The organism is Pontiella sulfatireligans, assembly GCF_900890705.1.
In the GTDB taxonomy this organism is placed as follows: Bacteria; Verrucomicrobiota; Kiritimatiellia; order Kiritimatiellales; family Pontiellaceae; genus Pontiella; species Pontiella sulfatireligans.
Genome location: NZ_CAAHFH010000002.1, coordinates 2,574,238 through 2,600,448, shown reverse-complemented (window position 1 = coordinate 2,600,448; position 26,211 = coordinate 2,574,238). Strand labels below are relative to the sequence as shown.

31 protein-coding genes, 1 tRNA gene and 2 pseudogenes are annotated in these 26,211 nt (G+C 53.7%); 21 read left to right on the top strand and 13 right to left on the bottom strand.

Translation table 11 applies throughout. From position 1 onward, the window contains the following. Positions 1-17 precede the first annotated feature (17 nt). The gene (thpR, locus tag SCARR_RS23680) at positions 18-584 is read left to right on the top strand and encodes an RNA 2',3'-cyclic phosphodiesterase (RefSeq protein ID WP_136064319.1); all 567 of its coding nucleotides are present in this window, start codon (positions 18-20) and stop codon (positions 582-584) included. 85 nt (positions 585-669) lie between these two features. Next, positions 670-2,022, top strand: a pseudogene (locus tag SCARR_RS23675) (transposase); the annotation flags it as partial. 296 nt (positions 2,023-2,318) lie between these two features. Here the strand turns inward: SCARR_RS23675 and SCARR_RS28410 are convergent. The 7 genes from SCARR_RS28410 to accB are packed head-to-tail and all read right to left on the bottom strand — an operon-like array spanning position 2,319 to position 6,426. Continuing rightward, on the bottom strand, positions 2,319-2,468 hold the full coding sequence (locus SCARR_RS28410) for a hypothetical protein (RefSeq protein ID WP_168433562.1): 150 nt from the start codon (positions 2,466-2,468) through the stop codon (positions 2,319-2,321). Then, entirely contained in the window at positions 2,461-2,796 is a 336-nt protein-coding gene (locus SCARR_RS23670) for a phenylpyruvate tautomerase MIF-related protein (protein ID WP_136064317.1), read from the bottom strand. Before SCARR_RS23670 ends, SCARR_RS28410 begins: the two co-directional genes overlap by 8 nt. Before the next feature lie 10 nt (positions 2,797-2,806). Then, on the bottom strand, positions 2,807-3,583 hold the full coding sequence (locus SCARR_RS23665; protein WP_136064315.1) for a hypothetical protein: 777 nt from the start codon (positions 3,581-3,583) through the stop codon (positions 2,807-2,809). Between the two features lie 12 nt (positions 3,584-3,595). Continuing rightward, on the bottom strand, positions 3,596-4,150 hold the full coding sequence (locus SCARR_RS23660; RefSeq protein WP_136064313.1) for an Asp23/Gls24 family envelope stress response protein: 555 nt from the start codon (positions 4,148-4,150) through the stop codon (positions 3,596-3,598). A gap of 3 nt (positions 4,151-4,153) precedes the next feature. Then, positions 4,154-4,576 carry an Asp23/Gls24 family envelope stress response protein gene (locus SCARR_RS23655; protein WP_168433561.1) on the bottom strand — a complete coding sequence of 141 codons (423 nt, stop codon included), beginning with the start codon at positions 4,574-4,576 and terminating at the stop codon, positions 4,154-4,156. Between the two features lie 21 nt (positions 4,577-4,597). Further along, positions 4,598-5,959: an acetyl-CoA carboxylase biotin carboxylase subunit gene (gene accC, locus SCARR_RS23650; RefSeq protein ID WP_136064309.1), complete on the bottom strand. Its 1,362-nt coding sequence runs from the start codon at positions 5,957-5,959 to the stop codon at positions 4,598-4,600. An 11-nt stretch (positions 5,960-5,970) separates the two neighbouring features. Beyond that, entirely contained in the window at positions 5,971-6,426 is a 456-nt protein-coding gene (gene accB, locus SCARR_RS23645; protein ID WP_136064307.1) for an acetyl-CoA carboxylase biotin carboxyl carrier protein, read from the bottom strand. Between the two features lie 188 nt (positions 6,427-6,614). Here accB and SCARR_RS23640 point away from each other — a divergent pair, with 188 nt between their 5' ends. The 16 genes from SCARR_RS23640 to SCARR_RS23570 all read left to right on the top strand — a co-directional run bounded on the left by SCARR_RS23640 (position 6,615) and on the right by SCARR_RS23570 (position 17,723). After that, positions 6,615-7,562, top strand: coding sequence for a hydroxypyruvate isomerase family protein (locus SCARR_RS23640; protein ID WP_136064305.1), 948 nt, complete (start codon positions 6,615-6,617; stop codon positions 7,560-7,562). Between the two features lie 39 nt (positions 7,563-7,601). Further along, on the top strand, positions 7,602-8,945 hold the full coding sequence (locus tag SCARR_RS23635) for a Gfo/Idh/MocA family protein (RefSeq protein ID WP_136064303.1): 1,344 nt from the start codon (positions 7,602-7,604) through the stop codon (positions 8,943-8,945). A gap of 111 nt (positions 8,946-9,056) precedes the next feature. After that, positions 9,057-9,785: a 3-keto-disaccharide hydrolase gene (locus SCARR_RS23630; protein ID WP_136064301.1), complete on the top strand. Its 729-nt coding sequence runs from the start codon at positions 9,057-9,059 to the stop codon at positions 9,783-9,785. Between the two features lie 101 nt (positions 9,786-9,886). Continuing rightward, on the top strand, positions 9,887-10,120 hold the full coding sequence (locus SCARR_RS23625; protein ID WP_136064299.1) for an addiction module protein: 234 nt from the start codon (positions 9,887-9,889) through the stop codon (positions 10,118-10,120). Beyond that, positions 10,111-10,383 carry a type II toxin-antitoxin system RelE/ParE family toxin gene (locus SCARR_RS23620; protein WP_136064297.1) on the top strand — a complete coding sequence of 91 codons (273 nt, stop codon included), beginning with the start codon at positions 10,111-10,113 and terminating at the stop codon, positions 10,381-10,383. The genes SCARR_RS23625 and SCARR_RS23620 overlap by 10 nt, the downstream gene beginning before the upstream one ends. 107 nt (positions 10,384-10,490) lie before the next feature. Next, positions 10,491-11,315 (top strand): thermonuclease family protein, encoded by an 825-nt coding sequence (locus SCARR_RS28700; protein ID WP_222846427.1) that lies wholly within the window; start codon positions 10,491-10,493, stop codon positions 11,313-11,315. 78 nt (positions 11,316-11,393) lie between these two features. Further along, positions 11,394-11,753: a thermonuclease family protein gene (locus SCARR_RS23610; RefSeq protein ID WP_136064295.1), complete on the top strand. Its 360-nt coding sequence runs from the start codon at positions 11,394-11,396 to the stop codon at positions 11,751-11,753. Between the two features lie 257 nt (positions 11,754-12,010). Beyond that, a complete protein-coding gene (locus tag SCARR_RS23605) occupies positions 12,011-13,492 on the top strand; it encodes a tyrosine-type recombinase/integrase (protein WP_136064293.1) in 1,482 nt (493 codons plus the stop codon). 196 nt (positions 13,493-13,688) lie between these two features. Further along, positions 13,689-13,970 (top strand): helix-turn-helix transcriptional regulator, encoded by a 282-nt coding sequence (locus SCARR_RS23600; protein WP_136064291.1) that lies wholly within the window; start codon positions 13,689-13,691, stop codon positions 13,968-13,970. Next, entirely contained in the window at positions 13,970-14,152 is a 183-nt protein-coding gene (locus SCARR_RS23595) for a hypothetical protein (protein WP_136064289.1), read from the top strand. Before SCARR_RS23600 ends, SCARR_RS23595 begins: the two co-directional genes overlap by 1 nt. A 15-nt stretch (positions 14,153-14,167) precedes the next feature. After that, positions 14,168-14,296, top strand: a complete 129-nt coding sequence (locus SCARR_RS29165; protein ID WP_281281217.1) for a hypothetical protein — start codon at positions 14,168-14,170, stop codon at positions 14,294-14,296. A 1-nt stretch (position 14,297) separates the two neighbouring features. Then, the gene (locus SCARR_RS23590; protein WP_136064287.1) at positions 14,298-14,981 is read left to right on the top strand and encodes a hypothetical protein; all 684 of its coding nucleotides are present in this window, start codon (positions 14,298-14,300) and stop codon (positions 14,979-14,981) included. Continuing rightward, positions 14,978-15,691, top strand: a complete 714-nt coding sequence (locus tag SCARR_RS23585) for a P-loop NTPase family protein (protein WP_136064285.1) — start codon at positions 14,978-14,980, stop codon at positions 15,689-15,691. Before SCARR_RS23590 ends, SCARR_RS23585 begins: the two co-directional genes overlap by 4 nt. Then, the gene (locus tag SCARR_RS23580; RefSeq protein ID WP_136064283.1) at positions 15,657-16,286 is read left to right on the top strand and encodes a hypothetical protein; all 630 of its coding nucleotides are present in this window, start codon (positions 15,657-15,659) and stop codon (positions 16,284-16,286) included. Before SCARR_RS23585 ends, SCARR_RS23580 begins: the two co-directional genes overlap by 35 nt. 114 nt (positions 16,287-16,400) lie before the next feature. After that, positions 16,401-16,604, top strand: a complete 204-nt coding sequence (locus SCARR_RS23575) for a hypothetical protein (protein ID WP_136064282.1) — start codon at positions 16,401-16,403, stop codon at positions 16,602-16,604. Positions 16,605-16,934: 330 nt separating this feature from the next. Further along, a complete protein-coding gene (locus SCARR_RS23570; protein ID WP_136064280.1) occupies positions 16,935-17,723 on the top strand; it encodes a hypothetical protein in 789 nt (262 codons plus the stop codon). Here SCARR_RS23570 and SCARR_RS23565 read toward each other — a convergent pair. Beyond that, positions 17,720-18,028 carry a hypothetical protein gene (locus SCARR_RS23565; protein WP_136064278.1) on the bottom strand — a complete coding sequence of 103 codons (309 nt, stop codon included), beginning with the start codon at positions 18,026-18,028 and terminating at the stop codon, positions 17,720-17,722. The two genes, SCARR_RS23570 and SCARR_RS23565, sit on opposite strands and share 4 nt — an antisense overlap. 520 nt (positions 18,029-18,548) lie before the next feature. Further along, positions 18,549-18,634: transfer RNA gene (locus SCARR_RS23560), tRNA-Leu, on the bottom strand. Positions 18,635-18,818: 184 nt separating this feature from the next. Here SCARR_RS23560 and SCARR_RS23555 point away from each other — a divergent pair. After that, positions 18,819-19,010, top strand: coding sequence for a hypothetical protein (locus SCARR_RS23555; RefSeq protein ID WP_136064276.1), 192 nt, complete (start codon positions 18,819-18,821; stop codon positions 19,008-19,010). Positions 19,011-19,074: 64 nt separating this feature from the next. Here the strand turns inward: SCARR_RS23555 and SCARR_RS23550 are convergent, their stop codons facing one another. Next, entirely contained in the window at positions 19,075-19,263 is a 189-nt protein-coding gene (locus tag SCARR_RS23550; protein WP_136064274.1) for a hypothetical protein, read from the bottom strand. A 113-nt stretch (positions 19,264-19,376) separates the two neighbouring features. Here SCARR_RS23550 and tnpB point away from each other — a divergent pair, with 113 nt between their 5' ends. Further along, on the top strand, positions 19,377-19,556 hold the full coding sequence (gene tnpB / locus SCARR_RS23545; RefSeq protein WP_168433560.1) for an IS66 family insertion sequence element accessory protein TnpB: 180 nt from the start codon (positions 19,377-19,379) through the stop codon (positions 19,554-19,556). A gap of 153 nt (positions 19,557-19,709) precedes the next feature. Here the strand turns inward: tnpB and SCARR_RS28960 are convergent. The 3 genes and pseudogenes from SCARR_RS28960 to SCARR_RS23525 all read right to left on the bottom strand — a co-directional run bounded on the left by SCARR_RS28960 (position 19,710) and on the right by SCARR_RS23525 (position 24,521). Next, a pseudogene (locus SCARR_RS28960) lies at positions 19,710-22,565 on the bottom strand (sulfatase-like hydrolase/transferase). Next, positions 22,540-23,031, bottom strand: a complete 492-nt coding sequence (locus tag SCARR_RS29160) for a sulfatase-like hydrolase/transferase (RefSeq protein WP_136064265.1) — start codon at positions 23,029-23,031, stop codon at positions 22,540-22,542. The pseudogene SCARR_RS28960 and the gene SCARR_RS29160 overlap by 26 nt, the downstream one beginning before the upstream one ends. Then, complete coding sequence (locus SCARR_RS23525) at positions 23,031-24,521, bottom strand: sulfatase (protein WP_168433558.1); 1,491 nt, start codon at positions 24,519-24,521, stop codon at positions 23,031-23,033. The genes SCARR_RS29160 and SCARR_RS23525 overlap by 1 nt, the downstream gene beginning before the upstream one ends. 493 nt (positions 24,522-25,014) lie before the next feature. Between SCARR_RS23525 and SCARR_RS23520 the strand changes: the two genes are divergently transcribed. Further along, positions 25,015-26,139: a GntR family transcriptional regulator gene (locus SCARR_RS23520; RefSeq protein ID WP_136064261.1), complete on the top strand. Its 1,125-nt coding sequence runs from the start codon at positions 25,015-25,017 to the stop codon at positions 26,137-26,139. Positions 26,140-26,211 lie beyond the last annotated feature (72 nt).

Sequence of the window (26,211 nt, the reverse complement as noted above, 5' to 3'; positions counted from 1 at the left end):
GAAGGGAGGGTTTTCAAATGGAAACCATCAGGGCATTTATCGCGATCGATATCGGCGAGGCGATTCGCGCCAAGCTGGATGAACTGCAGCAGAAGCTTAAAAAAGCTCACGCCGACGTGCGCTGGGTTAAGCCGGACAGCATGCACCTGACCCTCGCCTTTCTTGGCCAGCTCCCCCTCGACAAGATCCACCCCCTAGAGGCCGCGCTCGACACATCAGTGCAACGAATTTTCGATTTGGAAGTGGCCGGAACAGGCTTCTTTGGCAAATCCAGCCGGCCCCGCGTGCTGTGGGCCGGCATTACCGACAGCCCTCCCCTGATGGAGTTGCAGCATAGAACCGTCGAGGTGCTTCAAACTGCGGAGGTTGAATTCGACTCCAAGCCGTTTTCGCCGCACTTAACGCTCGGGCGAATCAAAACACCCGGCCACACGGAATCACTGCTGAGCAAGCTGGAGCACTATAAAGACGCGCCGTTCGGCCGAACCCGCATCGAAGCCGTCGAGCTGATTCACAGCAAACCCATCCCGCACGGCGTGGAATACGCCGTCCTGCATCGGACAGCACTAGGCGTTAATAACTAGCAGTCTGTCGGACTTAGCTTGCGAATAATATTTCAATATTCATGAGACTGTGCCAGTCTATGCCTGTCTTAACCAAAAGGAAGTGATGGCCACACGACTCAAGAACCTCGACCGCGACACCCCGATGCTGCTTCCGCCAGACCTGCGCGACTGGATTCCTCAGAAGCACATTGTGCATTTCCTGATCGATGCGGTGGACCGGCTTCCCGCTGGAGACTTCCGCTTCAACCTTCGGGGAACTGGCGACGAGCAGTATCCGCCGCGCATGATGCTGACTCTGCTGATCTATTGCTACGCCACGGGCCGCTTCTCCTCGCGCGGGATCGAGGATGCGACCTGGTCGGACGTCATCGTTCGCTACATCTGCGGCGGCAGCCTGCATCCCGATCACGACACGATCTGTGCCTTTCGCCGCACGAACCGCGAGCTGTTCGAAAAGGCTTTTGTACGGGTGCTGCTCATGGCGCAGGAAACCGCCGGTCTCAAAAAGGTCGGCACCGTGAGCGTCGATGGCACCAAGATCAAAGCCAGTGCCAGCAAGCATTCCGCTGTCAGCTACAAGCATGCCGGCGAGCAGGTCGAACTGCTGCGCAAGGAAGTCGAACAACTCGCCGCCAAAGCCGAGCAGGTCGATAACGTCCCGCTTGATGACGGGCTGAGCATCCCGGACGAAATCGTCCGGCGCGAAGACCGCATCAAGAGCCTGGAGCACGCCCGGGCAGTGATCAAGGCGCGCTACGAAGAGGAGCGCAAACAAAAACAGGCCGAGTACGAAGAGAAGAAAACGGCCTTCGAGGAAAAGCGTAAAAACAAGAAACCGCGGGGAAAAGAACCTAAACCTCCATCCGCAGAGCCGCCGGATAAGAAGCAATACAATTTTACCGACCCCGAAAGCCGCATCATGAAGGCCGGCAACGGCAGCCACTTCGAACAGGCCTACAACGCGCAGGCCGCTGTAGACACCGAAACCTATCTCATCGTTGGTCAGCTCGTCACCGATGCGCCCAATGACAAAGAGCAGCTCAATCCTGTTCTCGCAAGCATTCCTGAGGAAGCGGCCACTCCGGAAAGCGTATTGACCGATACCGGCTACTACAGTGAGAAGGCCGTCAAAGACGCCGAAACCGGTGGCGGGCCGACGGTGTACAGCGCCATGGCCAAAGGCTCGCACCACGTCAGCGTTGCCGACCTCGAGAAGCAACCGCTGCCGACCCCGCCGCCACCTGGCGCACCCATCAAGGAACAGATGGCCTACCGTCTCAAGACCCCCGAAGGGAAGGCGCTCTACAAGCAGCGCAAGCAAACCGTCGAACCCGTTTTCGGGGTTATCAAGGAAGTGCTCGGCTTCCGCCGCTTCTCGATGAGGGGGAAGGAGAAAGCCGAAACCGAATGGAGCCTCGTCTGCCTCAGTTACAATCTAAAGAAAATATTCAAGCTCATGGCGGCGCGTGCCCCGAAACACCCGGCGGCAACCGCAAAACAGCACGCCAATGCACTGTCGGCACATTTTCGGGCGTATTTTCAGACATTTTCTTGCTTCGCCCGGCCTTTGCCTCTTTTACTTGATAAGTTCATGCCGGGATGTCGCCAGTGCGGGGTTCTAACTCCGACAGACTGCTAGAGCATTTCACGAATGAGGTTCCGGAGGCGCAATCGGCTCACAGAGCCGACACTACACCAGCTCGTGTTGTAGAATTGGCTCTATGAGCCAATCCATGAGAAGCGAAAAAGGGGTCAGCCGATGAATCCTAGAATTCGTTCTTTCTCCTTTGCCCATACCCCCTCTGCTTTATCGTAGACGAGGCTTCCAGCCTCGTTGCGGCAGAACAGCTTGATGCTTGGCGAGCGCAACGCGGCTGGAAGCCGCCATCTACTTTCACCCAAACGTGGAGCCGTTCCAGCCCCAGTGGTCGGGCACCAACGACTGGAAGGTGACGTAGATGCGGTCGGCGGGAATGCCGAGGTGGTCGTTGAGCAAAATGCAGATTTTCATGGTGAGTTCGTGGTTCACCACCCGGTTGAGACCACCGAGGCTCTTGACCTCGGCATAGACGGCGGAGCCGGCGATGCCGGACATCATCAGGTCGGCTTTTTCCGCAACGACCATCACATATTTCTCCGGTTTGCCGATCGTTTCGGCCACGAGAGAGGAGAGCTCTGCGAGCACGTCGGCTGGGATTTCCTGCGGGCACTGCAAACGGATCATCGGCATGGAAGCCTCCTTATTTCAAAGCTTCTGGCGTTTGGAAAGCATACTGGGTTCCCACGTTCCGGTTCAGCTCTTTTACGTAGGGCTCGATAATGGAGAGCGCCTGCAGCCGGCGGGCGGGCGCCAGGCTGTCAAGCCAGGCGTCGATGTCGATGCGCAGCCACTCGTCTCGCTTTTTAATGGGCGTCGTGTAGTTGATCATCAAGGGGTAGTCTCTGGGGAACACCTCCTGCAACTGGAGCATCATCCGGTAGGAGAGTGCATAGGGCTGGCGGCGCGAGCGGTTGAAGTGCCGCTCCCAATCGCCCCACTTCACGCCGAGCTGCTTGCAGATCTGCTGGGAAAAAACGGTAGCCATGCCCTCCATATACCAGTCGGTGATGTAGGGGTTGATCAGGTGGGTGCACTCGTGGCCGAGCAGCGCATAATAGTTGACGTGACCGGGGTCGACAGCGAGATAGATGACGAATACCCCGTTGGACGAGTCGAAGCACTCCGTGAGCGAAAAATCTTCCCCGATGTGGTAGCGCTTGGCCGCCTCGGTTTTTTTAGAGCGACGGAGCAACACCTTGTTTACCGGAACAACCGGATCGCCAAAGGCGGCCACAGCCCGTTGCAAAGCATTTGAAACAAAGGCTTCGGAAGCAGGGTCGTTGATGGGTTCATAGGCTTCATGCCACGGCCCCGCAGGTTTGCCGGTCGGCAGCCCCACGCATCCCGCAAGAACCAGCAGCGCCACTGTGGCGCCGAGACCAAACAAGCTCCTGTGCAACGTCCGCAAAAGAATCATGCCGCCACCAATTTATTCCGCCGGAGGCGCTTCTTCGGGAACAGGTTTCGAGGGTTCGCCAACGATCTCCTGCACCTTGATGGTGATGTTGCGGATTTCATCGAGGCCGAGCGATTCGCGGACGCTCTCGCGGATGCGCTGCTGGAGCACCTGCGAAAGTTCGGGAATCTTATTGCCGGAAACCACTTTCACATTCAGCGCAATATCCAACGCCCCTTTGTCTTGAAACAGTACGGATTCAATGCTCTTCACCGCGGCGAACTCTTTGCCGACCCGCTCGATGAAGTCTTGGATGGCCCGGGTGCTGATGCCCACGCTGCCATCGTCGGACTGAAAGTCGATAAAGGTTTCCTTCGGCTTGCGTCTGCCACCGCCGATCCAGCGCAAAAATACAGCCAAAATCAGGATCACCCCCACTCCGGAGCCGACCAACGGCATCTTCAGCGCCTCACCAATCTGCTGACCAACCTCCACATTCACGAGGCTTCCGTAGATCAATCCTCCGCCAATCAACAGCAGCAGAAGGGTTGTCACAAAATTACCTAACTTTCCTGAGCGCGCATTCATGGCCTATTCCTCGGACTTCTTTGATTCCATGTTGCGGATGCCTTGCACCATCACGTTGACGGCATAAACCTTCTGGCCGGTCATGTCTTCAACCGCGTCCTTCACGGCCGACTGAAGCTGCAGGCAAATATCCGGAATCTTCACGCCGAATTCGAGCACCACCGTAAGGTCGATGGTCAACAGCTCTTCGTTTTCCTTTTCAATCCGGATGCCTTTGTCCTTGGCCCTCTTGCCGATAATCCCGGCAAGGTCGTCCGCCAACGAACCCTGAAGCTCGACCACGCCCGGAACCTTTTTGGCCGTTTCATGCGCAATAATGGCGATGACATTGTTGTTGATCTTAATCTGCCCATACTCGGATCCAGAGACCTCGGCCACTGCGAACTCCCCCGTATCTGCCACTGCGTTGCCTGTTTGATTTTCCATAGACATACTCCTTGTCATCGTTTACGAATTCAGAAAACCCTCGTGCATGAATTTTTCAAGATAGGCTGTGTTGTACGTGCCCAATGCGAACCGCCTGTCCACCATCAGAGCCTCGCCCAGCGGCACCGTCGTATGCGGGCCGCTGATGGTAAACTCTTCGAGTGCGCGGCACATGCGCACAATTGCCTCTTCGCGGTCTTTGCCCCTGGCGATGATCTTGCCGATCATGCTGTCGTAGTAGGGCGAAATCACATAGCCGGAATAGACATGCGAGTCGATGCGGATGCCCGGTCCTCCCGGAAAATGCACCGCTTCAACCGGCCCCGGCGAGGGCGTAAAGTTGTTGTACGGATCCTCGGCGTTCACGCGGTATTCAATCGCGTGGCCGGTGATGATCACTTCATCCTGCGTAAACGACAACTCTTCGCCGGCGGCCACGCGGATCTGCTCCTTCATCAAATCGATGCCGGAAACCTCTTCAGAAACGGTGTGTTCCACTTGGATGCGTGTGTTCATTTCCATGAAGTAAAACTGCTTGGCGATCTCGTCGTAAAGAAACTCAAGCGTGCCGGCGCTGTCGTAGTCCACCGCCTTGGCGGCCTTCACAGCAACGTCGCCGAGCGCTTTGCGTTCGTCGTCGGAAAGCGTCGGGCACGGTGCTTCTTCCACCAGCTTTTGGTGGCGGCGCTGGATCGAGCAGTCGCGCTCGCCCAGATGACAGACGTTGCCGTGCTTGTCGCCGATGATCTGCACTTCCACGTGGCGGGCCGACTCGATGTATTTTTCCATGAACAGGTCGGGGTTGCCGAAAGAGGCCTCCCCTTCTGCAGAGGCGGCCATGAAGCCCTGAATCAGCGAGACATCGTTGCGCGCCACACGCATCCCTTTGCCCCCGCCGCCGGCGACAGCCTTGAGCAACACCGGATAGCCCATCTTCTGCGCCAGATCCAGTGCCTCTTCTTTGGTAGCCAGAATGCCGTCGGAACCGGGCGTAATCGGAACGCCGGCCGCCTTCATGGCGTCGCGGGCAATCGCCTTGTCGCCCATGTTTCGGATGCAGTCCGCCGATGGGCCGATGAAGGTAATGTTGCAGTTGGCGCAGATCTCGGCGAAGTGCGCGTTTTCAGCCAAGAAGCCGTAGCCCGGATGGATTGCGTCCACATCGGCCACCTCGGCGGCGCTGATGATGTTGGTGATTTTTAGATAGCTTTCGGAAGCCGCCGCCGGGCCGATGCAGATGGCCTCATCGGCCATTTGCACATGCAACGAGTCCACGTCGGCCTCGGAATATACAGCCACGGAACGCACGCCAAGCTCTTTGCAGGCGCGGATGATGCGCAGAGCGATTTCGCCGCGGTTGGCAATCAATACCTTTTCAAACATGGGAAGCTCCCTTATTTCGGTTCAACAAGGAAGAGCGGCTGCCCATACTGCACCGGCGAGGTGTCATCGACGAGGATCTTCTTGATCACGCCACGCACTTCGGCCTTGATTTCGTTCATGACCTTCATGGCCTCGACGATGCAGACCACGGTGTCTTCGGTAACTTCAGCGCCGACTTCCACAAAATTTTCCGCATCGGGAGCCGGCCTGCGGTAGAAGGTTCCTACGATCGGGGACGGAATTTCGATTAATCCGTCGTCTTCCTCCGCCAGCGCAGCCGCTGGAGATGCTGCGGCAGGCGCTGCCGCGGGGGCCGCCGCCATTGGAGCGGCCTGAGCGTAAACCACCTGGGGCTCGTCGTTGCCGCGTTTCATGGCCAATTCAAAATCTTCGTCTTTCAGCGAAAACTCAGTCAGGTCGTTCGCCTTCATCAGCTCCGCGACGCGTTTGATATCCTTGATTTCCATAGTCACCCTCTCCTGGTTAAGAAATGTGGCATCTCCCGTAAACTAAACAATATTTCACCGCTAATGCCTAGCCCTAATCGAAAACTAGTGATCCGCCCGATAAACCGCGTTTTCCGGTTGTCCAAAATGAAGGCTTTGATCCGTCTATTATAAACCATTCATGCGTAAGTAAGAAAAGGGAGCCCCAGATGAACCGCAGAACTTTTGCAGCCACCACCACCATGGCCGCCGCCGGAGCGTACGGCCTCGCATCCGTCGCCGGCGCAGCGCCGGCCGAGCCCTTCAAACTCAACTATGCCCCCGGCTTCCGCCACTTTGTCAACAGCGCCGGAAAAGACCCCATCGACCAGATAAAATTCATGCACGACAATGGCTTCCGAGGCATAGAAGACAACGGCATGATGAAAAAGAACCCCGCGTTGCAGAGCAAAATCGGCGCTGAGCTCGCCCGGCTCAACATGACCATGGGCGTCTTCGTTACCGGCTTCGGCATGTACTCGCTGATGATGACCTCAAACATTGTCGGCGACAAGAACAAGGGCAAAGGCGTCGCGGCCGATCCCAAGGCGGTGCGGGCAGCACTGAAGAAGGCCTGCGAGCAGGCCATCGAAACCCAAAAGCGAGTCAATGCCAAGTGGACCACCGTGGTGCTGGGCGCCTACAACCCCAATCTGGACGAAGGCTATCAGTTCGCCAACGTGGTCGACAACCTCAAGTATTGCTCCGAACTGTTCGAGCCGCATGGTCTGGTTATGGTCATGGAGCCACTGAATTATATGAACCACCCGGGCGTCTACCTGAAAACCGTCCCGCAGGCCTACTCCATCTGCAAAGCCGTCGGCAGCCCGTCGTGCAAAATCCTCAACGACCTCTACCATCAGCAGATCGAGATCGGCAACCTGATCAACAACATCGACAACGCGTGGGACGAAACCGCCTACATCCAAGTCGGCGACGTGCCCGGACGCAACGAACCCACCACCGGCGAGATCAACTATAAAAACGTCTTCAAGCATCTCTACGACAAAGGCTACAAAGGCATTGTCGGCATGGAGCACGGCATCAGCCAAAAAGGCCTTGAAGGCGAACAGCGCCTCATCCAGGCCTACCGCGAAGTGGATGACTTCGCCGTTTGAAGCATTACGTTTTAGGTTTTTAAGAAAAGGAGCAACACCATGATTACCGACACTAAAAGGAGAACCTTCCTTGCCTCCACCATCGCAACGGGAGCCGGCCTCACACTCCTGCCGAGCGGCACGCTCGCCGGCAACGGCGCGGGCGCGAAACTCAACATTGCCCTCATCGGCGCCTACGGCCGCGCCGCGCAGCATTATAAAAACCTGCACACCCAGAACATTGTCGCCATCTGCGATGTCAACGCCGACAACATGGCGAAAGCCGCCAAACAATTCCCCAAAGCCAAGCAATACATAGACTGGCGCAAATGCCTTGACCAAAAAGACATCGAGGCCGTCGTGATCTGCACGCCCGACCACCACCACGCCTTCATTTCCATCTGGGCTATGAACCGCGGCCTGCACGTCTACTGCGAAAAGCCCTTGGGCGACTGCGTTATGGAAGCCCGCGCCGTCCGCGAAGTCTACCTGAAGAATAAAAACAAGCTGGCCACCCAGCAGGGCACACAACGCCATGCCAACCCCAACTACGACCGTGTTGCGGAACTGGTTAAGGGTGGAGCCATTGGCGAACTGAAGGATGTCCACGCCTGGGGAAGCCGCTGGCACAAAGAGACCGCCTACCGTCCTGCTGCCGGACCGGCACCCAGCACCATCGATTGGGAACAATGGATCGGCCCGACCCAGATGCATCCCTACAACCCCGAATATTTCCAGCCCACACGCGGACCGGGCTCCGGTTGCCTGCAGTGGAATATCTACCAGGACTTTGGCAGCTGGCAGGTCGGCGACATGGGCAGCCACGTCATGGACCTCGCCTGGAACGCGATCGATGCCGACCGACCAACCAACATCAAAGCCGACGGTGACGCCCCCAACGCCGAAGTCAACCCGTCCGCCATGCGCGCCATCTTTGAAATGCCCGCCAACGACTGGCGCGATGAAATCCGCCTCGTTTGGTACCAGGGAGGCCCGATGCCCAAAAGCCCGCTCAAGGCGCTCGACCTCACCAAGATTGGGCATGGCGTCATGTTCAAAGGCTCCAAAGGCGTGATTGTATCCGACTTCAACAACCGGATGCTCATCCCGCTAGGCAAGGACACCGACATGACCTACTACAAATCCCCCACGCCGGACCAGGTGGCGCCCCCCATCGGCGACTTCCAGCAGCAATGGTTCAACGCCTGCAAAGGCGACCTTAAAACCTGCTGCGATTTCGACTATTCCGGCCGCATGGTGGAAACCCTCATGCTCGGCCTCGCCGCCCATCAGGCCGGCAAAGAACTGGAATACGATGCCAAGACCGGCACCATCACCAACGACCCCGCCGCCAACGCGCTGCTCACCAAGCCCTACCGCGAAGGCTGGGTTCTAAATGGGTAGCGCCTTTCAGGTCGCTAAAAGGTTGCAGGGTTAAAAAGTCAAAAAGCCACCCCTGCAACCTTTAAACCCTGCAACCTTTAAACCTGCAACCCTTCAACCAAAAGCCCCCTCATGAAAACAATCATCACGCTGCTCGCATCACTAGCCCTCACATCCGCCACCTTCGCCGACGGCGAATGGATCAGCCTCTTCAACGGCAAGGACCTCAATGGCTGGACCGTAAAAGTTAACGGCTTCAAGGCCGGCGAAAACCCCGGCAGCCTGTTCCGCGTCGAAGACGGGCTGCTGACCGTTTCCTATGCTGATTTCTGGAAGGATTCCTTCAAAGACGAATTCGGGCACATCTTCATCGACCGCCCCTTCACCAACTACCACTTCCGCTGCGAGTACCGCTTTATTGGCGAACAGGTCAACGGCGGCCCCGGCTGGGCGCAGTCCAACAGCGGCGCCATGCTCTCCGGGCAGGATCCGAAAACGATGGATGTGAAGCAAAAGTTTCCCAACTCCATCGAATTCCAGTTCCTCGCGCAGGACAAGACCGGCCAGCGCACCACCGGCTCGATCTGCACACCGGGCACCTACATCGACGTCAACGGTGAAACCGTCAAGAAGCACGTCATCAAAAGCACCGGCATTGCCGCGCCCATAGGCGAATGGGTCGTCGCCGAGGCCATCTTCAAAGACGGCCAGCTCAAGCACATCATCAACGGCGAAACCGTCATCGAATACAGCAACCCAAAATTCGACGACGGCACGCCCGTCACGTCCGGATGGATTTCCCTTCAGGCCGAAAGCCATCCCTGCCAGTTCCGCAACATCGAGATTCAGATTCTGGATTAAACCAGCCAATGAACTTCTAGAAACGGTGGACGCTCGGTCACCTTTTTCTGTCCAAACATCCATGGTTGACAAGATCCCGGGTCTCCCTAACATTCAAAACCATGAGCCCAGCACTTAAACAGATTGAGCAGCAAGCCTTCCAGCTTTCCGCCACGGAGCGGGAGCTGCTGGCCAACCACTTGTTCCAAAGCATCCACCCGAACCTGACCGGCGCGGACGAAGCTTGGCTAGCACTGGCCGACGAACGCTACCAAGCCTTCAAATCAGGGAAGGAGCCTGCTCTGGCCGAATCCGAGTTTTTCGACGCCATCGAAGAGGAACTCGGATGGAACTAATCCTCTCTTCAGCCGCGAAACACTATGAAGAGGAGGTTGAAGGATTGGGCAAAGCATTTGTTGAATCCCTTCGGACAGGCCTGCTCCATATCCGCAACCACCCCGAGGCATCGGTAGCCATCAAGCAGAACTACCGTCGGCATCTCCTTTCCCGCTTCCCATTTGGAATTGTTTACCGAATTGATGACGGCACCATATTTGTTGCGGCCGTCATGCACCTTCGGCGCAAACCGGACTACTGGCTAACCGACCCAGCAGAGTAGTTGTCGCAACGGCGGAGCAGATAGTCCACGACGAGTTCGTTTCTCTTTGTTTTTCTTGCGCATTTTAATGGCGCTCCGCCGGAATCTAGTGCAGCAATAGAGACGTCATGAAAAGGACCCTCATACTTGCTCTGGCGGGCGTTGTCGCACTCTCATGCAGTGCGCGCGAACTCGATCGCCTCGACGGCGCGAAGCTGGCGGCCTACGGCGGCAACGACGGCGACAGCTTTAAAACCCTGCACAACGGCAAAGAGCAGATCATCCGGCTCTACTACGTCGACTGTCCTGAAACCCGCGCCACCACCGAAGCCGACAACCGCCGTGTCCGCGAACAGGCGCGCCACTTCGGCCTGTCCGACAAAAACCAGATTTTCCGCTATGGCAAAGCCGCAACCGCGTTCACCCAAAAGCAGCTCTCAAAACCCTTCACCGTCCACACCGCCTATGCCGATGCGCTCGGGCGCTCCAAAGGCGGACGCGTATACGGATTCGTCACCACCGCCGACGGAAAAGACCTCGCCGCCCTGCTGGTCGAAAACGGCTATGCCCGCGCCTACGGCTTCCGGCGCGCGCTACCCGATGGCACGCCTCAAAAAGAAGCCGCCGCCCGGCTGACCGACAAGGAAACCGTCGCCGCCCTGAAACGAAAAGGCATCTGGGCCCAAACCGATCCCGACCGGCTCGTCGAACTCCGCGCCGCCTCCCGGCTGGAAGAAGCCGAGCTAAACGCCATCGACACCCCCGCCCATACCGGAATCCTCAAAATCAACACCGCCACCGAAGACGAGCTGCAAACCATCAACGGCGTCGGCCCCGCCACCGCCCGGCGCATCGTCGAACTGCGCCCCTTCAAAAACGCCGACGACCTCGGCCGCCTCCCCCGCCTTCCCGCCAAGACCAAAACCAACATCATCGAGCGCGTGGCCTTTTGACTTTTTCCTTGTTTATTGAAAGCGCAGGTTTCAATAAACGAGGCATGAAGCAACTTTCGGATTAAAGGAGCCATACCCATGAAAAACGAAGACTATCTCTACCACTACAAGGCGCTGATCACCGCCGCGTATGACGGCGACACCGTGACGGCAGAACTGGACCTTGGGCTGAAAGCCGCAATCAAAGGCGAAAAACTCCGGCTCCACCGGATCAATACGCCCGAAGTGCGCGGGCCGGAAAAAGTGGCAGGCAAGGTATCGCGCGACTATCTGCGCAGCCGCATCCTCGGCCAAACCGTACTGGTGGAAACCTTCAAAGACAAGCGGGGCAAATACGGCCGCTACCTCGCCGAAATCTGGCTCCCTGAAAACGGCGGCTACACCAACATCAACGACGAGCTCGTCGCCCAAGGCTTCGCCGAATACAAAGAATATTAGGCAGTCTTAAACTGCCGTGATCACACACAAAGCCCGCATCAAATAGTAAATACGGCCTTTTTAAAGGTGGTGCCCAGGGCGGGACTCGAACCCGCACAGCCTAAGGCCGAGAGATTTTAAGACCCTTGGACATATAGGTTTTACCCTTTGTTTATGGGCATATCTAAATTTCATTGTTGTATTTCAGATGTATTTCGCTGGATTCAGTTGCCCGATTCGCATACTTTAGCGATCAGAAACAAACGAGAGGCGACACCATGAAAAAGACCAACGGAAAGCGGGACTACACCGAGCGCGGAAACGGCAGGCTCTACATTCGCACGAAGGACGGCAAGGAGCACAAACCCGGATCGGGATTCAAAGGAATCTATTATCTTGAATATCGGCGACCGGGCACCGATCCGAAAACCGGCGCACCGATCACCAAGCGCGTGAAAGAGCGCCTTGTGTACGGCGACGGCGACCAAGGCCATGAAAAGGGCGACCCGATCAAGAGCCAAGCCGACGCCCTCAAAGCACAAGCCCGAATCGTCAATCAATACCTGACCGGCAATAAAGCCGACAAGTTGCGCAACCTCAAAGCAGAGCTTGAAGCGGCCGAGAAGAAACACGCCGAAGCCGTAGAGGACGCAAACCCGCCGTTATCCATTGCCGACGCATGGAAGGCATACGACGAGAGCAGCGAAAGGCCGGACACCGGAGAGGAGACCCTGCGCCGATACCAAGGCCACTGGCTGGAATTCAAAAAGTGGATCGAGAAAAGGAACCCCGATGCCCGCTACTTGCGGGACATTGCCGGCAAGGATGCCCAGGCCTACGCCAGCCACTTGAACAAGACAAAAGCCAGCCCGAACACCTTCAATAAACACACTTGCTTTCTACGGCTGTTTTTCAAGACGCTGGCAGAGCCCGCCCGACTGACCGGCAACCCATTCGGAAAAATCAAAAGCAAGAAGCTAAAGCCCCAAGGCCGCCGGGAACTGAGCATAGAGGAGTTGCACACCATCCTCGACACAGCCACGGGCGAACTTAAAACCCTGCTCTACATCGGAACCTTTACCGGCCTACGCTTAGGCGACTGCACAACCTTGAAATGGGGCGAAGTGGATTTGATCCGGGGAATCATTCGGCGGGTGCCAAGCAAGACCAAAGGCCACGATGCAAAACCCGTAACTATCGGCATCCCCGCCGCCTTGCACGGCATCCTTTCCGAAACACCGAAGAGCAGGCGCAAGGGCTACGTCGCGCCGAAGTATGCCGAACTCTACACCCACGAGAACGCCGAAGGTAAACGGATCAGGCAATCAGACATAACGCGAGAAGTTCAAACCCATTTCCGCAAGCAGGGAATCAACACCCACAAGGCCGGCACCGGAAGCCAGATTAAACCCAATCCGGAAAAGCCCGGCGAATACCTCGAAGAGCAGACCGGAAAACGCGCCGTCGTGGAAGTCGGCTTCCATTCGCTACGCCACACCTATGTTTCCATCCAGGCCGAGAGCGGAACCCCGCAGGCCGTCGTACAGGCCATTGTAGGCCACGGCAATCCGGCCATGACCGCGCACTATACCCACATCGGCGAAGCGGCCGCAAAGCAAGCCGCCCTTGCCATGCCTTCACGCATTACCGATGCCGAGTTTGAAGTGCTGCCCGATCCGGTGCCGGCATGGGTAAAGGAATTAGCCGCCACCATGACCGCCGACAACTGGCAAGACATACAGGCGGAGCTAATGAAGTAATATTGCAACCAGCATTCGATCAGGGCAACCCGCATGAGGTGCCCTTTTTTTGTGTCAACAGGAAAAAATCTGAAATATCAACGCATAGCGCTTTTGTCGTATCTCACATTGCGGACTAGTACGGCAATCGGTCATCTTGCGCATGTGGAAAGAACTTTTCCGACCATGAACAAAGTCACTTATGGAGGACTAAAAAATGCAATGCGCAGTAATGATCGAGGCCGCCGTACTCAATGACCCCACGGCAACACAAGCAGAGAAAAACAGGGTTTTAGAAGCCCTCAAAGGTGCCGCGTCAAAACCGCGCCCGATCCCCATCACTACGGAGCAAGTGGCCGCTATGATGGAATGTCATATCGTAACCGTTCGCCGGTACGGCAAGCAAGGACTGCTGCACCCGATAAGAATCACCCCCCGAAAAATTCGATGGGATAAAAACGAAGTGGAAGCCTTGATGCTCCAAGGAGCGGCCGCCTAATGAAACATTACGACCACATGCTCCGCCCGCTGGCTAATACGTTGGAAGTGCCAGTGCCGGAAGTGCTGATTGCCAAGAGCCCCGCCGGACGCCGTGGCCTTCGCAATGAAGGCTGCAAAACCGTATTGCCCGCCCCAACCAAAATCAACCGGCTGGAACGGCGCACCCGTACAGCACTTTAAGCAGGAGCCCAGGCTATGAAGAAACGGAAAAAAAAGCACCGTCCCCGGAAGCACAACCAACAGCACACCGGAAAAGTCGCCTACATGAATAGCGGCCGAATCAAGAGCACCCTTCAAACGATGCGCCGCCGGAGGATGAGCTAACATGAAGGGCGACCACGAAAAAGACCCCGCCGGGGATGGCGAGGCCGTTGAGCAGAGCAAACTTGATGCCCAGAACGCTATACCTGCCGGCCCTGAGTCACAACCGGAAAAAGACGCGACCGCTACACCGTCGAAGAATGAAAAGGCCGAAAGCTGGTTCCCAGTGGCCCGCAAAGACGTTGCGAAGATCCGTAATAACTACCCGGCCGCACAAGCATCACGATTAGTGAACCTTTGGAACGAGCTTTGTTCCTGTGCAAACCATTGGGGAAACACGTTCACAATCGATCTTGACCGGCTGGGCGGCCGTCTCGGCATCACGCGCCAAACAGCCGCAAATCAGTTGCGGGAACTGCAGCGTATAAAGTTGCTAAAAATGAAGGGTGCGAAGCGCGGCAGGGGTGGACGCTATGAAATCTCTTCAATCACTATCCGCCCGTCTATCCCGTGTAAACTTCTGGAAAAAGTTAACATGGCTGACCGTGTTAAAAAGCAAAGCCCCCAAAACTTAACAATTAATAACAATACCCCCTCCCGAAGGGAGGAGGGGGTAGAGGTTATTGAAAAAGAAGACACGCCTTCTGCAATGGCTCTTTCGGGGCTTTCTCCTGACGGAGCCCCGAGAGCCAAGCAAGGCGATTCTTCCGATGATTGGGCGGCAGGCCTAGAGGAGATCTTAGGATGAACCACGGCGCATACATCGAATCACTGAATCAGCTCGCCCCATTCAAAAGCCGCTATCCTGACGGCATCGAAACTTTCGGAACGTGGGGCGATGGCATTACCGATCCGGACGAATGCAATTTCCCTATGCCGTTTCTCGCTCCTCTCGACCTCTCGCAGTCGATTGATTGGAAAGCCGTGCAATGTGTCGCTCAATGGATGATCGACCGGGAAACGGGAAATGCTAAGCCGTGGGGCGTATTTCACGGCGCAACCGGACTCGGAAAAAGTCGTGCTTCGATTGTGGCCGGTTTTGGGTCGGTGAACGGATGCAGCTCGGCCCTCTTTTCAGACTTCACTCATTTTCGATTCGTTCGCGCCGTCGAGTTTGCCCGCCTTGCCAGAATGCCACATGGGAAACCGCTGGAATTTACCGCATTTAAAAATCCGGATTATAAAGACAGTGACGACCCCGAATATTATTTCGATGGCCTTATACTTGACGATCTTGATAAGGCTTCATTTTCCGCAAATGTTGTTGCCGAACTGTTCGACCTGATTGACCACGCGGAACAGACCGAGCGACTTTTGATCATAAACACTCAGGCCACCGGCGGGGACCTTGCAAAAATGATGCTTGGCTCAAACCCAGATCCACAGCGCACCGCCCGCGTGCAATCAATAATGAGGCGGCTTATTGATCACGCAAAATTCATTCATTTCCAGAAATAACAAACCAACCCCAGAAGGAACCAGTACCATGAAAGCAGCACTAGGCATCCAAAACAGTAAAATCCTGATCGGCAAAATCCGCGCAATTCACATCCCGGAATTTTTCCCCGATGAAACGGCGCAGGCCCTCACCGCCTGGAACAAAAAGCGCGCCGACCTCAGCACCGAGATTTCCGAACTCGGGAAAAACATTTTCGCCTTGGTCGACGAAGCGCAAAGCGGCCAATGCACCAGACCGGCGACCGTCATTTCAGATTTGCAGAAGGCTCGCGCAAAGGTCAAAAGATACGACATCGACCTTATCAATCTTCTTTCGGAAAAAGCACCGCTTTGGCCTTTGGTGCAGGAAGCCTACAAAACCGAGTCCGAACGCTGGCAAAAGCTTGAGGAAGAGCGACGGCGTGAGGTCGAAAAAGTTACGAAAGATTTTGATCCTAGAGCAAGGCACTATTCGATCCTGTCAAACCCTGCGAGGCGCGAAGCTGAAGACAATGCAAGCCGTATGACGGCCCTTACCCAGAATAACGCGCACATCGTTTCCAAGGATGAAGGTCAGTTGCTCACCGACCTGAAGCTCAGTTGCCAAGACCTGTAGCAATTTTACTCTTTGTCGGGTTGCTCCCCGGCTCCATCCAGTTACCGGCATGTTCGTTCGGTGCGCTGCCCATCGAGGTAACGAGGCAGCAACTATTAACCTGGAGCAAAAACTATGCATACACAGATGACCAAAATAGAGTACGCTCGAGCGAGATCCTTGCTTGGGCGCGAGCTGGCCGCCTTTGCCTTTGGTGCAGGCTGGAGCCTTCCGGATTGCGAAGCGCTGGCGAAGAAGCTCGACAAGCTGCCACGGTTTGAGGCCCGGGTTTTGAAAGATAAATTATCCGAAGCGCTTAAAATCATGGGGGCAGTGTGAAGAAAAAAACAGCAGCATGGATTCAAGAGGCCAAAGTAATGCCGCCTCGCCAACACATGAAACCGGGTGCACCATTCGACGCGGCACAGTCTGACGCGCTCACGTGGCTCCTACAGCACACAAGCCTTCCGAGTAATATCATGGGCAGGCTTCAACGTAGCCTCGTGTTTGATAAGGCTACAGGGACTTGGAGAGGCGTGGACTACCAGCCACCCACCCCCCCGGGTTAGGTACTTCTAAACCTTCAGGTGCTCAAGACAGCGATGACCGACATCAAGAATTTATAGAGTGTGCCTATATAACGCAAATATTATAAAGTAAGGACATGACATGATTGACGCGAAAACCGAGTTTGAGCTGCACCTTTTGGCCTACACCTACAGGCTGGCAACTCTCCGACAAGGTTCTGATGCGAAGTGGTGGACGGTTCTTTCCGATCACTTTTGGCATTACCGGGACAAGATCGGCGGCACCCCTGTTTCATGGTACGCGGGAAAGTCCAATGCCGAAAGGATGGGTTTTAGCCGTATGTGCCACGAACTGGCAGATGAAAACCGCATCATTCTACTTGGTGCTACCCGCGCCCATTCAGCCCGCCTATCGCCTGATCGAGAGCATGAGCTTGTGGACATGGTTTTATGGCCGCGCCTTTGGGAAACCCTCGAAGCCATGGAAGCCTTGCGCGATATGAATAGCAAATTGATTGGCAATGGATGGCAGCTCGTTTTCGATTACAAAGACCAAGAGCGCGACCGGGAAGAAAATCGGAACCAATGCTGCTGGACATGGTACAGGCTGGCAATGGCGGTTTTGCGGGGTTGGGTGGAGACGAATTCAAACGGCATTGGATACTTATTCGCCCGCCTTACAGATGAAGGCAAAGCGGTATTAAGAAATCCCCCCCGGCATACTACCGAGCAAGAGAACGACGACCCCCGGACAGATGAAGTGTTTTGGAATGCCTACGAAACCGCCGAAACATATTGGAAAAGCGTTAAGGCAATCGACCAAATGAATATTGGATTAACACCCTTTCCCATTGGCATGGACTACCCGCGAACCACTTTAAGCCGCGCACTACCTGACCGCTCGAAGGAGGTTACCCACACTGGCGCTTAGCGGGTTAGGATATACCAGAACCCTAGGCCGATTCCGATGGCGAGGCCGATTAGGGCGCCGATGGGGTTGGCTTTCTTGGGGACGTCTTTTATGGCCTGGGTTAATTCGTGGTATTTTCGGATGCGGGATGATCCGCAGGAAGCACAACGCCACGCAAGCGGCTTTAGGATGAGCAAAACCCAGACTATCACCCAAAGGCCCGCGGTGATGATGGAAAGCAAAAGGTGAAGGATATGCGACGGCGTGCGGGCCTCGCATTTTGTGACGGTATCGCAGTCGGCGCAATAGAATCGAGCGGTTTTCATTTCTCGGGCTCCAGTAGTTTTGTCTCTCCAGTTATAAACGCGAGTCCCCTGCTGATGATGCAGTGACGAACGCGCCTCTCAACGCACCGTATCACGTCTTTATTTTTATGGCGCAACTTGATCACGAATAAAATTCCACAACCTATTCACATTGTATCGGCTCGCCCCTGCAAAGCAAATGCGGGGGCTTTTTTGTGCCTAGACCGTGCCACAGGCCACCGCCTGACGCATGGCGACCGATAAGCCGATTGACAGCAACGGCGAAGCTACAGGCCACAGCAGGGCGTATTTTTCCCAGTTCTTTGGATTACGAGCGGAAGGTGCCGGCCACAAATCCCCGGCAAGCTGAAGAACAGCGAAAACAGAGCCCCTCGAACAGCCCCGTTATTTTACTGTTGTATTTCAGATGTATTTCACGGGGTTAGACAGTTGATACTTTGGCGATCACGAAAAAACAAAAGGGAATGGCCCAAGCATGAAAAAACCGCGTATTTACTAACAAATACGCGGTTTTAAAGGGTGGTGCCCAGGGCGGGACTCGAACCCGCACAGCCTAAAGCCGAGAGATTTTAAGTCTCTTGCGTCTACCGATTTCGCCACCTGGGCATATTACGTAACTTACACATAAAGAACATATTACAACCTATGCCTATTTTAAGTGCAAGCCACCATGTGGTACTTCTGTGGTACTTTTCTTGATCAAACCACCCTTCCCCCTTACCGTTTCTATCAGAAGAGAACAGAATGCATCGCACGCAAGAACTACCTAAAGACGAATAATGTAGCGACAATGACCAAGAAACGCAAGAGCCAGTATAGCGAACGTGAAACCGGGCGGCTTTACAAGCGCGGGAAAGGCGGAGAGGAGCATCCCGCTGGTGATTCCCATAGCGGAAACTACTACCTTGAGTTTCGGGTGAACGGCAAACGCACCCGCCAACGCCAGAGTTTATCAGGGTACCTTTCTCTTTATCCCGCATAAAACGCGTAGTAGTGCTCCCCCTTTTTTCACCCGAACCAATAGTCCTTCTTTTTGAGCCAATCCTTCAGGTAATCGTTGCATCAGCAACCACTGCTGTATCGTTGAAATTCAGCGCTTCAAGCAACGTTCCCTTGCAGGAAACAGCACGCTCGTCGTTGATGCATTGAGACGACCATCTTATCTTTGCAGCATGGGTATTCAACAGCATCAGAAACAACCCCAATGTCACTATTGAGAGATTTTCTTTTTTCATTTTACTACTTCTTTATTCATTCGTAAGCGACCGAGATTCGTCCCCCTATCCAAAATTCCGCTATGAGATAATATCGGCGACTTCAATTAACCAAGGAGTCGATGATGTTTCATATGAATCAAAATCTGAAGGTGGTGCTGGCGGTTGAGCCGGTGGATTTGCGCAAGAGCTTCAACGGCTTGTATGCGGTTGCGCGCAACGAACTCGGCGACATCCCGGAGGACGGGGCGCTGTTTGTTTTTTCGAATCGCTCGCGCAACCGGATTACCGTACATGACCAACCGTACCGCTAAGGACTACACCCCCGCAGAATGGAAAGCCGCCCGTGACTCCGAACAGGGGTGAAAAGTCGGACGCTTACATTCATTCTAACACACGTCCAAAAGAGTTGAATTATAGAGCACTGAGCTACCGATTTCTGGGTTCTATTGCGTAGCCAACAAGACTTAGTTTTTCTCGATCATAAAGAACCGCTCCTGATCGGAATACATCTCAGCGGGTTGGAAAGAACCATCCGGGATATTGTTAGTTACAACCGTCCAACTGGAAACCGAATCCGATAGATTGGTGGTGGAGAGAAGCGAATAGGTCGATCCCGACCCAGAACTCCAGTTTACGGAAACCGTGCCGTTCGGATTAACAATAAAATCGGTTATAACGGGGCGTGATGTACTATCAATGGCTCGAAGCTGGTAGCCATTTATGATCCCTTTCCCCGCCCCTTTGCTGCCATCAAGATTGATGGAGAACATTTGGCTGGAGGCATTCGCAACAAAAGATCCGGTTATAACAATCCCCGTCCGATCGGAACCTCTATACTGGGTCGAAGCAAGACTTCCCAGTTCATTAACCGCACCTAGATCCATGATAATATATTCAGTTACACTATTCCAATTTTGCGCAAAGAACAGTTGCACTTCATACTCTTGACCCACGGTCAGATTGCTCAGAACCACTGCATCGGCCCCAAACACGAGGTGTGAAAGCAAGGTATCAAATGCCACGACACCAGGAGGAATCAGGTAGCGATCCGTATCGGCCGCAAGATTGTGCCCTGAGCTGAAATAAACCGCTGAACTTGTATTATCCCCGTCAAAACTTGAAAACGTTACCCCATTAATTATTGCATCGTTGGTAGTCGCTTCATCGTTGAAATTGAGAGCCTCAAGAAGGGTGCCACGGTTGGAAACAGCAGAGGCGTTGCTTATGGTCTGCGCAGACCATTCAATCGACAGATTATTCGTCAACGGTATAATCGGAATATTCGGAATATTCCCGTTCACACTTTGCAGGTAGTCCATCGCTTCCTGATACATCTCAAAAACGATGGTAGGCTCCAGAGCGGCGAGGTCATTCGTTTCGCTAATATCATTACTCAGATTGAAACAGTACAATTTTTCCGGCACCTCAAATTTAACAACGGCCGGCAACATGGGTTCAAATACGATCTTATAATCGCCTTTACGCATAGAAATTGCGCCATCTTCCTGAAATATAAAAAAGTCGTCAGGACGCTCAACTGTTCCAACGCCGGCATTTTTCAGCAAAGGAACCAGATTCCCGCCTTCAGTATAGGACGGCGGCAGGCTTCCGGGATTGATCAGATCAAGGAAGGTCGGCATCAAATCGTAGCCGACCACCGGCACACGGCATACCGAGTTTTTTGCAATTCCGGGGCCACGAACAATAAACGGAACACGTATCCCTCCTTCATAGAGGTATGTTTTCCCATAGCTCAAGGGAAAGCTTTTGGTCTCTGGACTGTAAAGCTCCTTCACCAGCGAGGATGCATCGTCTGTGGCATAAAGCTGGTACCCATTGTCAGACGTAAAGAAAACATAGGTATTATTGGTCAGACCCAAATTATCAAGTGCATCAAGAATACTCCCTACGCCAGCATCCAGATCTTCGTTCATTGCAGCGTAAACCCAATCCGTATGGCGTTGATCCTCCGGCAAACCGGCATCATACAGATCACCATACTTATCCAACATATCCGGGCTTCCTCTAAATCCCCAATGAACCGCATAATGTGATATCTGAAGGAAGAACGGGTTGCCTGCTGCATGTTGCGTTTCAATAAAATCAATCGAACGATCCGTCAGTTCAAAAATCCGCTTGGGATCAGGGTTACCGACCACCTTGTCTTCCGGTCGATTCGCGTCGGTATTATCTGTTTTCCCATCCGAAAAGTCATAACCACACTCAGCTGGATCCCTGTCGATAATGTGCCACTTGCCATAGTGAGCAGTCACATAGCGTGAATCCGCCTGCTTGATCAGATTCGGCAAAGCCTAGGTCGAATCTCCATATTGTCGTTGGCTGTAATCAGTGAGACTGATGATGCGGGCCTTGGAAGGCGAAACGCCGAATAAAATGCTATTTCGTGACGGCCCACAAACGTTGTTAGGAGAATAGCCATCTGCAAAGCGCATGCCCTCCGCACAAAACCGGTCCAGATTCGGTGTCTGGTAGAAATCGCTCTTTGATCCGGGCACATTCGGATCCATTCGGGTGGAAGTGGAATTCCACCCCTGATCGTCTGAATAAATCAGAATAATATTCGGCGGTAGCTCACTGGAAGGGTTTTCAATGGCACGAAGCTGGTAGCCACTTATAATCCCTTTCCCCGGCCCTTTGTCACCATCCAGATTGATGGAGAACATTTGGCTGGAGGCATCCGCAACAAAAGATCCGGTTATAACAATCCCCGCCCGATCGGGACCTCTATGCTGGGTCGAAGCAAGACTTCCGAATTCATTAACCGCACCTAAATCCATGATAATATATTCATTTACATCATTATAATTCTGCGCGAAGAACAGTTGCACTTCATACTCTTGACTCACGGTCAGATTGCTCAGAACCACTGTAAGGGTATATTTATGTGCGCGTTGCGGATAGGCTTTATAGAATCCGCGCTCGTGAGCAGGCGTCTTGGCATCCGTCTTATTTTCATATCCGTTGTCGGCGGTATAAATGACATAAGTACTCTCCTTCAGCCCCAACTCCTCCAACTTGGCAAGAATCCGCCCGACCGATTCATCGAGGTTTTCATTCATGGCCGCCCAAAGCGCATCATGGTGATATTCCGTTTTAAACTCCACCCGCTCATTTTCATATTTTTCCACCGTTTCCGGCAACGCCTGGTATTTCAAATGATTGGCATAATGCGACACCTGCAGGAAAAAAGGTTCCCCCGAGTCTGCCTGTTTTTCCAGAAAATTTTCAGCCTTGCGAGTCAGCGAATAGATCAGCTTCGGATCGTCCGAACGGCTAGAATCCCCCTCCTTCGTTTCCATTCGGGCCATCGTTGACATCAAACCCCAAGTCTTCGGGCAACGGCATCATATGCCATTTACCAAAATGCGCTGCGATGTAGCCCGGACACCCCCGCTTCAAAACCGTGGCCAAAGCGTCGCGATTATCAGCTTTAACGCTTTTGACGTTCTTCGCATAACCAACGATGCCCAAGCTGGCAGGAGAGCGGCCGAACTGGATGGCATGGCGACTGGGCGAGCAGGTCGGCCCGCCGGAATATGCCCACGAAAACCGCATGCCCCCTTGGGCCAGCTGATCAAGATTCGGCGTTTGGAAATATGGACTGCCCGATTGGGGTATGTCGGGATCGGCCAGAGTCGAAAGCGCATTCCATTCCTGATCATCCGCAAGGATCAGGATAATATTCGGCGACTGATTCGCTGTTGCCAGACGAAGAAAGCATAATCCAAATAAAACCGATGATACGACGGAGGCTTTGAGTGACATTATTCAAATTCCACCAGCATTTGATCCATGAGTTTGCGATGCTTGGTCAATACAGCCTTCTCTTCCGGGTTATTGACGAGGTTGGTATGGTTCCAATAATCCGCATCAGTATAGAGTTCTTCCGTTCCATCCTCATAACGGATGTAGCGGTGCGTCTGTGTTCTGATTGCATGATTCCCCTTGATTTGCGTCGTCAGCGCGGGGCGCGCCCATTCCAATTTTGTATTTTTCAGCAACGGCACCAGGCTTTGGCCATCCAGCTCCGGCTTCTCCGGCAGTCCGGCCAACTCGGCAAGCGTCGGATAAATATCGATCAGGCTAACGGGGCGCTCACAGACACTGCCCGGCGTGGTGATTCCCGGAGCAACAATGATAAAAGGAACATGGTCGGATTTTTCCCACAGCGTAAACTTTACGCAGGCGGTCTTGTCGCCTAAATGATAGCCATGGTCAGACCATAACACGATAATCGTGTTATCGGCTCTTCCGGTTGCCTCAAGCTGATCGAGCAGCCGACCAACCATCTCATCCGAATAATCCGCCGCGGCCTGATAGCTCTGAATCATCTTTTTCAGGCTTCTGGGGGAATCCGGCGGCTGCACGATGGTGTTTTCCCAGATAAAGCGTTCGGTCTTAGCCATTTCGATTCCGCGGGCGGGCACATCGTCGAGATCGCCTTCCGGTCGCGGAGGAATCTGCAAGGTTTCCAACGGATAGCGATCAAACGTGGATGACGGTGCCCAGAACGGCAGGTGCGGACGAAAAATACCCGCCGCCAAGAACAGTGGTTCATCCCTAGGATGGGAGGCCATGATGTTGTTGATATATTCGACCGTATATTCATCGGTCTGCTTGACGACATCGTGTTCACCCCAGTCCCAGGAAGGACTGGCTAGATGCTTATCGTCTTTTTTGCGAATATATCCATTATAGTTTTTCTGTGGCTTGTTGGCGTGTAGCTTCAAAGTGAAGAAGCTATCGAACGACGGATTCTCCACACGGTCTCCCCCGGTTTTGCCGTGATGGAAGATCTTCCCGCCCCCAATCGCTGCATATCCATTCTGCTGAAAATGCTGGGGAAGTGTGACTGCGTCGGGCAACAGCGATTTCCAATCAATACTGTTTTCATAAACCCCCGTCGTATCCGGTTGCAACCCGGTCAGGATCGAGGTGCGCGAAGGATTGCAGGCCGGAACCGTGCAATAGGCCTTGTTGAAAAAACAACCGCGTTGAGCCAATCGTTGAAGATTCGGCGTCTGAATTGGATTCTCTTTATCAAACAGAGTCGTCCAATCGTTCATATCATCGATAGCAATAAACAACACATCCTGTTTGAGTGCAGCAGAAGCGCCAAGCGATTGGACGGGAACTACTGCACAGATCCCCAGCACAAATGCGCCAAAAATTAACGCCTTGCGGCTAGAGCAGAATTCAGCATCCTTGAATGCCGCCTTCATTTTTTTTAATTGGGTACGCGTTTTATTTTTCATACTTCGTCCTTTCACATTTGCCGCAAGCCTGCTTGCCGCCATCTTTGGTTTAAATAACCAACATACACCAGAAAACCAACCCAAGAAAAAACTTGCGCTGCAACACGGATTACACCCGTTTTATTTCTGAATTAACCTTCAAAGAATGAACTGCACGGATGATTCACTATTCCCACTGGCTCGTAAGGAACCTCAACGCACTGCAGAAAGATAAACAAATTCCCCCACCTCACAAACTTACATATAACTTACATTTCGCCACCCCGATTGACCTCAGTCGACTGATTTTCTGTTAGCAAGATGAGGCCGTATACCTAATGTACTGCTCGATACACATTTTATGCTTTCAGAAATGCATCCGTTGCCTGCGCTGGTCAATTGACCAGCTTGCAAATTAACGCGTTATGAATTGTAATTACATTTGTAAATAAAGACATGCATATACGTGGTCGGATGAGATCCTGAGACTATAAACCTATACCGAGCCAGCATTATGAAAAAGAAATACCAGACCATCTACGATGAACTCAGGGCAGCTCTACGCTCCGGAACATATAAACCCGGTGATCTTCTTCCATCTGAAACCAAGCTGTGTGACCGATACAATGCCTCTAGACCCACCGTCGCGAAGGCACTTGACTTGCTAAAGGATGAGGGGGCAGTTGAGCGAACGGCCGGATACGGAACCGCGGTGCTCTCTTCTGAGCTGACAGAAAAAAAGAAAATCGGGCTTCTTATTCCCCGCTTGGGCAGAACCGAGATATTCGAACCGATCGTAACCGCCATGGCGAATGCATCCGAACAATATTTCATGGAGCTTATCCCTCCGCCCCACCTACCCCTGTCGCGGAGTTTTGAAGAAAGCACGGAATATATGTGTTCGCGCTTCATTCAAGACAAGGTCGACGGCATCATTTTCACCCCTGTTGAACATATTGAAAACGGGGAACGGTTTAACCAATCTATTTTGAAACGACTGAAAACAAATGGAATTCCTGTTGTGCTGCTCGACCGGGATGTCGTCAATTGGCCGCAGCAAACCCGCAATGACATGGTCAGCATCAACAATATCGAGGCGGGATTCGTGGTTGCCCAGCACCTTTTGGAGCAGGGATGCTCCCGCATGATTTTTCTTACGCGTCCCCAACCCGCCATGACCGTTCAATTGCGAATCATGGGGTGCAGAGAAGCCATGATCAACGCCGGATACGCGCCGGAATCCTTGCAAACCGTTGAAATAGCCCCCGGGACGGAACTGAATGCTAAACATTTAACGCAACATGACGCCGACGGCCTGATTTGCGCCAATGACGCAACCGCGGCCTATGCCTTGCGCCTGCTAGTAGACGCCGGGGTCGACATACCGGGTTCAATGCGTGTTGCCGGGTTTGACGACGTCAAGTATGCCTCGCTACTCAGCGTCCCTCTCACCACCTACCACCAGCCCTGTAATGACATTGGAAAAGCCGCCGTCGATGCAATTATGCATCGTATCGAACACCCAGAGGCCGCACCGCACCGCGCTACGCTTCAAGGAAAACTGATTATTCGGGAATCAACCCGAGGCAAAATTGCAAAGCACAGACCTCTAAATAAGATGAGTTTGTGCTGTCATTAACAAACAAACGCACAACTCAACAATGGCCCTCCAAAGGCCATTTCATGGTTATATTTTTATTGAGCTCCTCTA